Consider the following 12,497-nt stretch of genomic DNA (forward strand, 5'->3'; position numbering starts at 1 on the left):
CAGCTGGCAGCGGCGTCCGGCCCAGCCGACCCCGCGGCCGGCAATTGCAGGCACACGGTGCAGCCTTGGTGGGGCGCCGCACTGATGCCAATGGTGCCGCCCATGCGCGCCACCAGGCGCCGGCACCGCGCGAGCCCCAGGCCCAGGCCCTCGAACTGGCTCGCCGGATGCAGCCGCTGGAACACCTGGAACAACTGCCCCGCCTGCGCGGCAGGAAAGCCGGCGCCGTTGTCCTGCACCGTGATGTCCACCCGATTGCCGGGTGCCGGCCGCACCTGCACGGCGATGCGTGGCGGCTGGGCACCGCGCGAGAACTTGAGGGCGTTGTCCAACAAGGCCACCAGCACCTCCTGCAGCCAGCCCGCGTCCGCCCACAGCACGGGGCAGGCCTCGGCCGCGGGCAGATCCCAATGCACGGTGTCGATCCAGGCGCTGGCCACACCCTCCCCGGAAGAGGCGGGCTCCTTCGCGGCCGCGCTTTTTTTTCAGCGCAGGTGCCGCAGCGGCGGCCGTCCGCGCCGCAGCCATCGCGCTCTGCAGCACCGGGCCCAGCGCGACCGGGCCCGGCGTGGCAGGGGCTGAGCCGATGCGCCCCAGCTGGATCAGCCCGTCGATCATGCTGCCGAGTTGCTGGCCTGCCTGTGCGATGGTGTCCAGAAACTGCAACGCCTCGGGATCGGCATTGCTCTGTGCGACGGTCTCCCGCACCAGCCGGCCGTAGGCGAGGATGTGGCGCACGGGCGCACGCAGGTCGTGCGACACGGCCCGCAGGAACGCCTCCTGCTCCTGCCGCGCCGCGTCCAGTTCCGCCCGCAGGCGCGCCACTTCATCGGCCTGCGCTTGTTGACCCCGTTCGTCGCCGGGCAGATCGCCGAGCCCGTCCATGGCTCAGGCCTTGGGCAGCTTGGCGGGCCGTTTCCAGTTTTCGATGGTCACCTGCCGGCCGCGCGCCACGCTCAAGGCGCCCGGCGGGGCGTCCTTCGTGATGGTGGAGCCGCCGGCGACCGTGCCCCCGGCACCGATGGTGACGGGCGCCACCAGCACGCTGTTGCTGCCGATGTGCACGTCGGCCTCGATGACGGTGCGGAACTTGTTGGCCCCGTCGTAATTGGCCGTGATGCTGCCCGCGCCGTAGTTCACGCGCTCGCCCACCGTGGCATCGCCCAGATAGGCCAGGTGGTTGGCCTTGGCGCCATCGGCCAGCGTGGAGTTCTTCACTTCGACGAAGTTGCCGATGTGCACCTCCCGGCCCAGTTGGGCACCCGGGCGCAGGCGGGCGAAAGGTCCGATGAGGGCGCCCGGGCCGACCTGCACGCCGGCTTTCTCGCCGTCGATGTGGGTGTAGGGATGGACCACCGCGCCCGCCGCGATGGTGGCATTGGCGATGCAGCAATGCGCACCGATCTGCACGCCCTCGCCCAGCTCCACGTGGCCGGTGAAGACGCAGTTCACGTCGATCTCCACGTCCTGCCCGCAGACCAGCCGGCCCGGGACCCCGAGGCGGGCATCGTCGCGCAGATCGAAGCGCGCCGGGTCGGCCAGGCGCACGCCCTGCTCCATCAGCGCCGCGGCCTGGCGGGCCTGGTGCGCGCGCTCCAGCTCCGCCAATTGCAGTGGGCTGTTCACGCCCGCCACCTGCAATGCGTCGGTGATGCGATGGGCCACCACCGGCACCCCATCGGCCACGGCCATGGCGACGATGTCGGTCAGGTAGTACTCGCCCTGGGCGTTGTCGTTGCGCAGCCGGGCGAGCCAGCCGGCCAGCCGTTGCGCCGGCACGGCCATGATGCCGCTGTACACCTCGGTGATGGCGCGCTGGGCCTCGCTCGCGTCCTTGTGCTCCACGATGCCCTGCACCGCACCGGCGGCATCGCGCACGATGCGGCCGTAGCCGGCCGGGTCGGGCAGCGTCACGGTCAGCAGCGCGAGCCGCTCCCGCGCCGAGGCTTCCACCAGCGCATGCAAGGTGGCGGCCTGGGTCAGGGGCACGTCGCCCGACAGCACGACCACGGTGCCGTCACCCGCCAGCGCGGGCATCGCCTGCTGCACGGCATGGCCGGTGCCGAGCTGCGGCTCCTGGCGGGCGAACTTCAATTCGAAACCGGCGCCGGAATCGCCCCCCGGACCGCCGGCGACGGCGGCCTCCACCTGCTCCGCGCCATGGCCAGTGATGACCACCACACGCCGGGCCCGCAGGCTGGCCGCCTGGTCCAGCACATGGCGCAGCAGCGGGCGCCCCGCCAGGCGCTGCAGGACCTTGGGGGTGCGGCTTTTCATGCGCGTGCCTTTGCCCGCCGCCATGATGATGATGTCCAGTGCTGTCATGAAAGGGTCCGTTCGGTTGCGGCCGCGCGGCACGGCGACCGGCGTCCCAGGGGAATCCGCCGATTATCGGCGCCCTGCCGCGCCCGCCAGGGGTTTTAAGATTGCTACAAAATTAATAGCAATATGCCCTAGTACTTATTGCACTGGAGGCCGATTTCACCCAAATCCTAGAGCAGGGGCACCGGCCGGGGGATGGCGTCGTAATACTCGGCGATGCGGGCCAGCGCGCGCGGATTGATGATGCGCAGCCGCCCATCGGCGATCTCGTGCAGACCCAGTTGCGCCAGGCGCCGCAGCGTCTTGTTGGTGTGCACGAGCGACAGCCCGAGCGAGTCGGCGATGTGTTGCTGGGTGATGGGGAATTCGACGGTGCCGTTCTCGGACAGTCCCAGGCGGTCGAGCCGGCGGTACAAGTGCATGAGCAGCATGGCCACGCGCTCGGTGGCATTGCGACGGCCGGTGGTGAGCAGGTTGTCGTCCACCATGCCTTCGCCGCGCGCCGCGAGCCAGGTCACGTCGTAGCCCAGCCGGCCATGGTCGCGAAACAGCGACCACAGCCCGTCGGCCGGGAACACGCAGAACGCGCAAGGGGTGACGGCCTCCACGCCGTGCATCGCGGTGTCGCCGAACTCCTGCTGCAGCCCCACCAGGTCGCCCGGCAGCAGGAAGTTGAGGATCTGGCGCCGCCCATCCGACAGCGTCTTGTAGCGGAATGCCCAACCGGTGTAGAGCGTGTAGAGCTTGCCGTTGGGTTGGTGCTCGCGGATCAGCGTGCCCCCAGCCGCCACGGTGGCGGTGCCGCAGCGGAACTGGTCGATGAACTGCAGCTCCTGCGGCGATACCGGAGTGAAAGCGGAAGGGGTGTTGCGCAACCGGCAGGCATCGCAATGGCGCGGAATGGCGTGCGCCAGGGATTCAGAAGCAAAGTCCACGCTCATAAAGGCGAATCGGTGAGAACTGGTGGGCGGCGATTCTAGGCACACCAGGGTACTCCTCCCTATGTCTTTTGACACTGTGCACGGCACGCCACAGACCTTGCGCCAGCGCACCAGCGCCGATTGACTTTCTCCCCCGCTGGGAGGTCTTTCATCAGCCTGCCGACCGGCCCTGAAATGTCAAACGGGCCGGGAGCTTTGACAGCTTCCGGCCCGCCTTCAGCGCCACCGCGCCAGTTTCTTGCCGCCTCGCTGCGATTCCCTGGGGGGGGGGCGGCAGCAAGAAAGACTTCAGGCGCAGCAGGCCTCGCCTTGCGTGGAGCGGGCCTTCAAGGCACTGTCCGCATGGCGCACCACCGCAGAAGCGCTGAAGCGGTACTGCACGGCATCGCGGCCCAGGGGCTCGATGACGGCGTGCTGGCCGGCCGCCACCCACAAGGTCTGGCCGGCATTGAGAAAGACGTCGCCGGCCGCCACGTCGCGTTCACCGTTCGGGCCGTCGTCGAGCGTGACCCAGGCATGGCCGGACATCACGCGCAGGGCCATCGGCACACGGGGGCGCAGGCTGTGGGCATTGCCGATGGCCAGCATGCAAATGTCTTTCGCCTCTCCGCGAGGCAAGACAGCGGATTGTTGAAAATTCAGAACATTTGAAGCGGTCATTTCTTTCTCCTGGAAAACCCTAGCAATGTGCTTATCATGCGTCTGGCAATGTGGCACCGTCCAATGAAAACGCCCCAGGCGATTCATGCCGGAACCACATCAATGCAAAAGACCTCTCTGATCTATTCGCATTGCGCATCAATGCAGGTCCGAGGTGCAGTCGTCGGCGCCCAACGGCCTGCTCCCGCCCACTGCAGCAGCCCTTTCACCAGCCGGGCCCCAGCCCACGCCGCCCCGCGCAAAGCCCCCACCAAGTCCGCCCAAGGCGCGACGACGCCCCGCGACCAGGCCTCGGACTGCACCGCCGCCACTGGCAGGGCGACCGGATCCCAGCGAAATTGCACGCCTTCGGCCAGCACGCCACCCGAAAGCGCGGCCCGACCGCCGTGCCATGGCTCGATGACGGCATGGACCCCGGGCTCGAGCACCTGCTCATCGCCTTCGCCGAGGAACCAGTCGCCGGGCAATGCGCCCTTGCCGCCTGTCACCGTGAGCCAGACACCGCCGCGCTCGATGCGCAGCCGCGACCGCTGGGTGGGATACAAACCCAAGGCGCGGCGTGGGGGCAAAATCCAGCAACCCGCCATGGTCCGGGCCGACGCAGCGCCCACCCGGGATTGTTGCGATTCCAGAACGGAAGGGTTTGACATGGCGCGCTCCTTGCATGAATTTCGGTGTTGACAGGACTGGATATTCGGCTCACCACCCCCATCCGGTCCAATGAAAAGCCGGAGATAATTTGATTCCCAAGCCTCATCAATCCCAGCCATGAATCTGCCTGCCCCCATCACCCACTTGCGCACCCGGCCAGTGGCGGTCGGTCACTGGCGCGCCTTTCTCGCGGTGGCCCGCCACCTGAACTTCCGGGCGGCCGCGGAAGAGCTGTCGCTCACCCAGTCGGCGGTCAGCCGCCAGATCCAGGCGCTGGAAGAAGAAGTGGGCGTGCCGCTGTTTCTGCGCCACACCCGGGCGGTGGAGCTGACCAGCGCCGGCGCGCAGCTGCAGCGGGCCGTCGCCCCGGCTCTTGAACGCATGGATGCCTGCGTGCGGCTGGTGCGGCAGACCGCGGGCCGCAAAAGCGTGGCCATCACCACCTGGGCCAGCTTCGCCTCGATGTGGCTCATTCCCCGCATGGAAGAGTTCCAGCGCGAAAACCCCGACATCGACATCCGCATCGACGCGAGCGATGTGGCCGTGGACCTGGAAACCGCCGACGTGGACCTGGCCCTGCGCTACAGCCTGCCCAGCGCCAACATGAGCGGCTCGCAGCGCCTGTTCGGCGAGCAGCTGGCCGTGGTGGCGAGCCCCTGGCTCATCAAGAGCAATCCGCCCATCCGCGGGCCCGCGGACGTGGCGCGCTTCACGCTCATCGAAGCGGGCGATGCGCACCGCACCATGCACCTCGAATGGCTCACCTGGCGCCGCTGGTTCGAGCTCAACGGGCAGGAAAAGCTGCAGCCCAAGCGCTGGCTGTACTTCAACTACGCCCATCAGATCGTGCAGGCCACGCTCACCGGCCAGGGCCTAGCCCTGGCGCGCATGCCGCTCATCGCCGACGCGCTGGCGTCGGGCGATCTGGTGGAAGTGCTGCCGGGCTACCGGCTCGATTCACCGCTGGCGTACTGGCTGCTCGTGGGGCCGCGCAGCGGGCAGCGGCCGGAAATCCGGGCGTTCTGCGCCTGGCTCACCCTACAGGCACAGGCCACGCGCGAGGCCATCGGCGACGTGCCTGACCCCGACCTGAGCGACAACCTGGACTGACGCGCGTGCGGCGCGTGCCGCGTTCAGGCGCTGAGCGTGACCCGCGCGAACTTGCGCTTGCCCACTTGGAGCACGTAAGTGCCCGCTTCCAGCTTGAGCCCCTTGTCGCTGACGACACCGCCGTCCACCCGCACGCCACCACCATCGATCAGGCGGCTGGCCTCGCTGCCGGAAGGCGCCAGATTGGCCTGGCGCAGCAGCGCGCCAATGCCCAGCGGCGCCCCGGCCAGGGCCAGCTCGGGAATCTCGTCGGGCACCCCGCCCTTGCTGCGGTTGATGAAGTCCGCCTCGGCCGCATCGGCGGCCGCCGCGCTGTGAAAGCGCGCGGTGATCTCCTTGGCGAGCATCACCTTGGCGTCCTTGGGGTTGCGGCCGGCCTCCACCTCGGCCTTGAGCGCGGCGATCTCGGCGAGGGACTTGAACGACAGCAGCGTGTACCAGTCCCACATCAGCGTGTCGGAGATGGACAGCACCTTGGCGAACATGGTGTTGGCGTCTTCCGCAATGCCGATGTAGTTGTTCTTGGATTTCGACATCTTGTCGACGCCGTCCAGACCCACCAGCAGCGGCATGGTGAGCACGCACTGCGGTTCCTGGCCGTACTCCTGCTGGAGATGGCGACCCATGAGCAGGTTGAACTTCTGGTCGGTACCGCCCAGTTCCAGGTCGCTCTTCAGTGCCACCGAGTCGTAGCCCTGCATGAGTGGGTAGAGGAATTCGTGCACGCTGATCGACTGCCCGGTCGAAAAGCGCTTGTGGAAATCGTCGCGCTCCATCATGCGCGCGACCGTGTACTTGGCGGCGAGCTGGATCATGCCGGTCGCGCCCAGCGGCTCGCTCCATTCGCTGTTGTAGCGGATCTCCGTTTTGGCCGGGTCCAGCACCATGCTGGCCTGGCGGTAGTAGGTCTCGGCATTGGCCTTGATCTGCTCGGGGGTGAGGGGCGGCCGGGTGCTGTTGCGGCCGGAGGGGTCGCCGATCAGGCTGGTGAAGTCGCCGATCAGGAAGATCACCTGGTGCCCCAGGTCCTGCAGCTGGCGCATCTTGTTGAGCACCACGGTGTGGCCGATGTGGATGTCCGGCGCCGTCGGATCCAGCCCCAGCTTGATGCGCAGCGGCACGCCGGTCGCCTCGGAGCGTGCCAGCTTCTTCGTCCATTCGTCGCGGGGCAGCAATTCGTCAGCGCCCCGGAGCGATACCTCAAGCGCCCGTCCTACACCATCGGTGATTGGGAATGTTGTAACAGCAGATTGATTCATAAGGGTTTTTTTGGGGGTTTCCGGGGCGCTCGTCGTTATACTCCGGCCCACATTTGCAGTGGCGGATTCTAGTGGTCCTGCCGGTTCGGACCCTTGCACCGAATGGCTGCAGCCTGACCAAGCTCGTGCGTTCCGCCCCCACCCGGCCCGAACGCACCTCACCCTGGGGTAAGACACTTTGAACAATGGCTTGACATCCGCCAGCCTCGCACTGCTGGACCGGCTATCGCGCATCGCCCAGACCCATCCCAAACGCATTACCGCCGCCATCGCAACGCTGTTGCTGACGGGCGGCGGCGGCGCTTTCGCCGTCGCCTCCTTCGCGCCGGACCCCGCCGACCTGCCCCGCAGCACGGTCGAATACGCGGTGGATTCGCTGGCCAGCGACCAGTCCCTGCCAGCGCTGGTGGACATTCCCAACTATTCCCTCTACCGCTCGGACCAGACCCGCAGCAGCGACACCGCCGAGGCCATCCTGCAGCGCCTGGGTGTGGCGGACCCGGCGGCTGCCGCCTTCCTGCGCAGCGACGGCCAGGTGCGCCAGACCCTGCTGGGCCGCTCGGGCCGCTCGGTATCGGCAGAAACCACGGACGATCACCGCCTCATCAGCCTCACAGCGCGCTGGGTCCAGGACGACAGCGGCAATTTCCGCCGGCTGGTCGTGCAGCGCAAGGGCAACGAATTCACCTCGCGCGTCGAGACGGCGCCGCTCACCGTGGGCACGCGGCTGGCCGGCGGCATCATCCGCAGCTCGCTGTTCGCCGCCACCGACGCTTCCAACATTCCCGATGCCGTGGCGACGCAGATCGCCGAAGTGTTCGCGAGCAACATCGATTTCCACCGCGCCCTGCGCAAGGACGACCGGTTCTCGGTGGTCTACGAAACGCTCGAAGCCGATGGCGAGCCGCTGCGCAGCGGCCGCGTGCTGAGCGCGGAGTTCCACAACAACGGCAAGACGCACGACGCCGTCTGGTTCCAGGACACGCCCGCCTCCAAGGGCGCCTACTACACGCTGGACGGCGAGAGCATGCGCCGCGCCTACCTCACCTCGCCGGTGGAGTTCTCGCGCATCTCGAGCGGCTTCAAGATGCGCTTTCATCCCATCCTGCAAAAATGGCGCGCCCACCTGGGCACCGACTTCGCAGCGCCCACCGGCACGGCCGTGCGCACCGTGGGCGATGGCACGGTCGATTTCGCCGGGGTGCAGAACGGCTATGGCAATGTCATTTACGTCAAGCACCGCAACCAGCACGTCACCGTGTATGCCCACCTGAGCCGCATCGACGTGCGCAAGGGCCAGAGCGTGGAGCAGGGACAGACCATCGGCGCCGTCGGCGCGACGGGATGGGCCACCGGCCCCCACCTGCACTTCGAATTCCGCGTGGATGGCCAGCACCAGGACCCCATGGTGATCGCGCAGCAAAGCGAAGCTGCCACGCCGGTGTCCAGCGCCTCGCGCGCCGCCTTCAACCGCCTGGCATCGAACATGCGCATCCAGTTGTCGGCCGCCGCCCAGGTGCAACAAGCCAGCGCCCAGTAAGCGCGTTGCGCGTTCCAGCCCCATGCCAGCGTTGTACATCGGACTCATGTCGGGCACCTCGCTCGACGGAGTCGATGGGGTGCTGGCAGATTTCTCCGAGCAAAAATGCAAGGTCGCGCAATATGCATGCGCGCCTTTTGCTCCTGACTTAAGAGCAGCGCTGCTCGCGCTCAACACACCCGGTGCCGACGAACTGCACCGCGCTGCGCTGGCCGGAAACGCATTGGCGCGCGCCTATGCCGGCGTGGTGCACACGCTTTTTGAGCCAGGCCGGCCTGCCACCCTCCGCCGTTCGCGCCATCGGCGCTCACGGGCAGACGGTGCGCCATCGCCCCCAGGCCTTCGACGCACCGGATACACGCTGCAACTGGGCAATGCCGCCTTGCTGGCCGAATCGACGGGCATCGACGTGGTGGCCGACTTCCGCAGCCGCGACGTGGCGGCGGGCGGCCAGGGTGCTCCGCTGGTACCGGCGTTTCACCAGGGGGTGTTCGGCCAGTCCGGCCGGACAGTCTGCGTGTTGAACATCGGCGGCATCTCCAACCTCAGCGTGCTGGGTGCGCAGGGTGCGGTGCTGGGATTCGATTGCGGGCCAGGCAACGCACTGATGGACCACTGGTGCCAGCAGCACACGGGCCAGCCGTTCGACCGCGACGGTGCCTGGGCTTCCAGCGGGCAGGTCCTGCCCGCGCTGCTCGGTGCGTTGCGGTCCGAGCCGTATCTGTCGCAGCCACCACCCAAAAGCACAGGGCGTGACCTTTTCAACCCCGCCTGGCTGGAAGGGCACCTGCCGGCGTTCGCATCGGCCGCTCCGGCCGATGTCCAGGCCACCCTGACCGAATTCACGGCCAGCGTCTGCGCCGATGGCGTGCGCCGTTTCGGCGACGGCGGCAACCCGCTGATCGTGTGCGGCGGCGGCGCCCTCAACGGCCACCTCATGCACCGATTGCAGGCACTTCTGCCCGGGGTCGCCGTATCGGCCTCCGACGAGCACGGCATGCCGGCCCTGCAGGTGGAAGCCGCCGCCTTCGCATGGCTGGCCCACCGAGCCGTGGAGCGACAAAGCGGCAACCTCCCCAGCGTCACCGGCGCGGCGGGGCCGCGCATCCTGGGCGCAATCTACCCCGCCTGACGGCTCAGACGTGCTCCGGCACGTCGGGCACGTCGTCCGCAGCCGCGCCGCGTTCGGAGTCGCGTGGAGACAACTGCCAGAAGATGCCTGCCGAGGCGATGGTCACCAGCCCCATGCAGGCGAAGGTGCCTTGGAAGGCCCACAGCGTCTGCTGCGCGCCCCCGCTCCCGAAGTGGCCCGTGAATGCCGAGAGCACCCCGCCCGCGGCGGCCACCCCCATGCCCATGGCCACCATCTGCACCATCGACAGCAGGCTGTTGCCGCTGCTGGCCATGCCCTGGTTCAAGTCCTTGAGCGTGACCGTGTTCATGGCCGTGAACTGCAGCGAATTCACCGCCCCGAACATCGCCAGCTGCACGATGTGCCACCACAGCGGCTGCGAGGGGGTCGAGAGGGCAAAACTCGCCATCGTGATCCCCACCATCAGCGTGTTGCCCACCAGCACACGGCGGTATCCGAACCGCGTGATCAATGGCGTCGTGAAACGCTTCATCGACATGCCGGCCAGTGCCACCGGCAGCATCATCAGTCCGGCATGCAGGGGGGTGTAGCCCATCGTCACCTGCAGCATCAGGGGGATCAGGAAGGGCATGCACGAGCTGCCCAGGCGCGAAAACAGGTTGCCCAGCAGCCCGATGCGCAGCGTGGCCACCGAGAACAGCCGAGGCGAGAACAGCGGGTTCGGTTTGCGTGCCGCATGCAGCCAGTACGCCACCAGGCTCGCCAGCCCGAAAATCAGCAGCACGAGCACACTCGCCTGCCGCAGCCCCAGGCTCGACAGTCCATCGAGCGCCAGAGACAGCGCCGCCATGCCGAAGGCCAGCATGAGATAGCCCGCCAGGTCGAAGCGGGCCACCGGGGCGCCGGGCACGGCCGGCATGTACCGCAGCGTCGCCAGGCACCCGATCAGGCCGACCGGCACGTTGATCAGGAAGATCCAGTGCCACGATGCCACCTCCACCAGCCAGCCACCCAGCGTGGGGCCGATCAGCGGCCCGATGAGGCCGGGGATCGCCACGAAGCTCATGGCCTGCAGGAACTTCTCGCGCGGAAAGGTGCGCAGCACCACCAGCCGCCCCACCGGCAGCAGCAGCGCACCGCCCAGGCCCTGCACCACCCGCGCCGCCACCAGTTGGTCCAGCCGGCTCGACACGGCGCAAAGCACCGATCCCACGACGAACAGAACGATGGCGCTCAGATACACCCGCCGTGCGCCGAAGCGGTCGGCCACCCAGCCCGATGCCGGGATCAGCAGCGCCATGGACAGCGAATACGCCACCACGACCGATTGCATGCGCAGCGGACTTTCCCCCAGGCTGTGCGCCATGGTGGGCAGGGCCGTGTTGACGATGGTGGCGTCCAGCGTCTGCATGAAAAAGCCGACGGCCACCAGCCATAGCAGGATTTGAAGGGAGCGCTCTTGTTGCATGCCGTTCCGATCAACGGCGGAAATGGGTTCCGCCGCACGTGCCCAGCAAAAAGCCGCCCGAAGGCGGCTTTTGAGTCAGGCGAAAAATCGCGCCATCAGGCGGAGAAACTCGATCCGCAGCCACAGGTGGTGGTCGCATTCGGGTTCTTGATGACGAACTGGGCGCCCTGCAAGTCTTCCTTGTAGTCGATTTCGGCACCGACCAGGTACTGGTAGCTCATGGCATCAATGAGCAGCGACACACCGTTCTTGGTCATGGTGGTGTCGTCTTCGTTCGTGATTTCATCGAACGTGAAACCGTACTGGAAGCCCGAGCATCCGCCGCCCTGGACGAACACACGCAATTTCAGGTCGGGGTTGCCTTCTTCGGCAATCAGGTCAGCCACCTTGGCCGCCGCGCTGTCGGTGAACAGAATCGGGGCGGGCATTTCGGTCTGGATGTTTTCGGCTACGGCGCTCATGGAGTGCTCCTTCGGGAGGGTTTGCCGTCGATGGTACTGCAACACCCCTCAAATGTGCGTCAGCTGGCGTTTGACGCCAACTTCAGTGTGGGTTTTTCCTCGACCAGCACGGTCGATGGGCTCATCTGTCCCGATATCGTGGCACCTTGGTGCATTTCAAGCGATTTATAGTGCACGTTTCCGGTGATGCGGGCCTTGGGCTGCAGTTCCAGCAGTTCTGCGGCATGCACCGGTCCGAGAACCGTGCCATTGACGATCACGTGGGCTGCATGCACCGCGCCTTCGACCCGGGCGGACTCCGATATCACCAGAATGCTGGGCTGCTCGTCGCTGGCCCGCACGTCCCCCGCCACCTCGCCATCAATCCGCAGGCCCTCGGAAAACCGCACTTCGCCGTTGATGCGGGTGCCATGAGCGATCAGGCTCTTGATCGGGGGCTGCTTCTTGCGAGAGAACATGGAACACTCCAGTCGGTTGGCACGGGAGGGAATGGGCCCACTGCTAACGCCGCCACCGCCACTATTCTTCGATGCTCAGGGTCTGGGTGGCACGCACCGCACTGCCCTCCAAGACCCGCGCGGTCACGGTTTTTACCACGGCATTGCCGGGCAACGGCCACAACCCTTCCACCCGGCGGTACTGCTGGAACTGAAGGGGTTGCCCATCCGCGGGAATCGCCTGTGTCCAGGGGCGTCCATCGCGCGTACCTGCCAGCATCAACTCCAGCCGCCCACGGAATTCGGGCGCGTTGCGCACCGGCTGAATCACCAGCACCTGCCAGCGCAACTGGCTGCCCCCCACCACGTCAGCCTGCAGTCCACGGATGCTGACACCTTCGGTCTTGCCCGCCGGGATGAGCTTTTCGAAAAAACCCAGGTCGTCCCGGAGGGCGCGGTTGTCCGCCTCCAGCTGGCGCATCTGGGCCATCAGGCGATCCATCGTGGTGCGCTCGGCGGTTAGCAGCGTGCCGGTAGAACTCGACGTGTCCTTTT

At 67.1% G+C, this 12,497-nt stretch carries 13 protein-coding genes and 1 pseudogene; 3 read left to right on the plus strand and 11 right to left on the minus strand.

The window, feature by feature from the left end; genetic code table 11:
* From AC27IQ_RS12475 to AC27IQ_RS12500, 6 genes and pseudogenes are all read right to left on the minus strand, one after another.
* Positions 1–416: sensor histidine kinase (locus AC27IQ_RS12475; protein WP_487089654.1), on the minus strand; the 416-nt coding region annotated here is incomplete at its 3' end.
* 223 nt (positions 417–639) lie between these two features.
* Positions 640–885, minus strand: a pseudogene (locus AC27IQ_RS12480) (sensor histidine kinase); the annotation flags it as partial.
* Between the two features lie 3 nt (positions 886–888).
* A complete protein-coding gene (glmU, locus tag AC27IQ_RS12485) occupies positions 889–2,325 on the minus strand; it encodes a bifunctional UDP-N-acetylglucosamine diphosphorylase/glucosamine-1-phosphate N-acetyltransferase GlmU (RefSeq protein WP_487089655.1) in 1,437 nt (478 codons plus the stop codon).
* A 167-nt stretch (positions 2,326–2,492) separates the two neighbouring features.
* Positions 2,493–3,263, minus strand: a complete 771-nt coding sequence (locus AC27IQ_RS12490) for a Crp/Fnr family transcriptional regulator (protein WP_284413751.1) — start codon at positions 3,261–3,263, stop codon at positions 2,493–2,495.
* 288 nt (positions 3,264–3,551) lie between these two features.
* A complete protein-coding gene (locus AC27IQ_RS12495; RefSeq protein ID WP_284413753.1) occupies positions 3,552–3,851 on the minus strand; it encodes a DUF2917 domain-containing protein in 300 nt (99 codons plus the stop codon).
* Between the two features lie 194 nt (positions 3,852–4,045).
* Entirely contained in the window at positions 4,046–4,573 is a 528-nt protein-coding gene (locus tag AC27IQ_RS12500) for a DUF2917 domain-containing protein (protein ID WP_487089656.1), read from the minus strand.
* A 118-nt stretch (positions 4,574–4,691) separates the two neighbouring features.
* Between AC27IQ_RS12500 and AC27IQ_RS12505 the strand changes: the two genes are divergently transcribed.
* Positions 4,692–5,684 (plus strand): LysR substrate-binding domain-containing protein, encoded by a 993-nt coding sequence (locus AC27IQ_RS12505; RefSeq protein WP_272565107.1) that lies wholly within the window; start codon positions 4,692–4,694, stop codon positions 5,682–5,684.
* A gap of 23 nt (positions 5,685–5,707) precedes the next feature.
* Here the strand turns inward: AC27IQ_RS12505 and tyrS are convergent, their stop codons facing one another.
* Positions 5,708–6,943 (minus strand): tyrosine--tRNA ligase, encoded by a 1,236-nt coding sequence (gene tyrS, locus AC27IQ_RS12510; RefSeq protein WP_284429761.1) that lies wholly within the window; start codon positions 6,941–6,943, stop codon positions 5,708–5,710.
* Between the two features lie 178 nt (positions 6,944–7,121).
* Here tyrS and AC27IQ_RS12515 point away from each other — a divergent pair, with 178 nt between their 5' ends.
* Together AC27IQ_RS12515 and AC27IQ_RS12520 are read left to right on the plus strand one after the other, a co-directional pair.
* Positions 7,122–8,483 carry a M23 family metallopeptidase gene (locus AC27IQ_RS12515; protein ID WP_284398334.1) on the plus strand — a complete coding sequence of 454 codons (1,362 nt, stop codon included), beginning with the start codon at positions 7,122–7,124 and terminating at the stop codon, positions 8,481–8,483.
* A 22-nt stretch (positions 8,484–8,505) separates the two neighbouring features.
* Positions 8,506–9,615, plus strand: coding sequence for an anhydro-N-acetylmuramic acid kinase (locus tag AC27IQ_RS12520; RefSeq protein WP_487089657.1), 1,110 nt, complete (start codon positions 8,506–8,508; stop codon positions 9,613–9,615).
* A 4-nt stretch (positions 9,616–9,619) separates the two neighbouring features.
* On the opposite strand, the gene mdtD is transcribed toward AC27IQ_RS12520, so the two are convergent.
* From mdtD to AC27IQ_RS12540, 4 genes are all read right to left on the minus strand, one after another.
* The gene (gene mdtD, locus AC27IQ_RS12525) at positions 9,620–11,044 is read right to left on the minus strand and encodes a multidrug transporter subunit MdtD (protein ID WP_284429759.1); all 1,425 of its coding nucleotides are present in this window, start codon (positions 11,042–11,044) and stop codon (positions 9,620–9,622) included.
* Between the two features lie 95 nt (positions 11,045–11,139).
* On the minus strand, positions 11,140–11,505 hold the full coding sequence (gene erpA, locus AC27IQ_RS12530; RefSeq protein ID WP_008907234.1) for an iron-sulfur cluster insertion protein ErpA: 366 nt from the start codon (positions 11,503–11,505) through the stop codon (positions 11,140–11,142).
* Positions 11,506–11,564: 59 nt separating this feature from the next.
* Positions 11,565–11,963, minus strand: a complete 399-nt coding sequence (locus tag AC27IQ_RS12535) for a bactofilin family protein (protein ID WP_272565112.1) — start codon at positions 11,961–11,963, stop codon at positions 11,565–11,567.
* A gap of 61 nt (positions 11,964–12,024) precedes the next feature.
* Positions 12,025–12,497 (minus strand): DUF6776 family protein (locus tag AC27IQ_RS12540; protein WP_487089658.1); only part of this gene is annotated, 473 nt, incomplete at its 5' end.

The organism is Acidovorax sp. KPB24-07 (genome assembly GCF_057543315.1).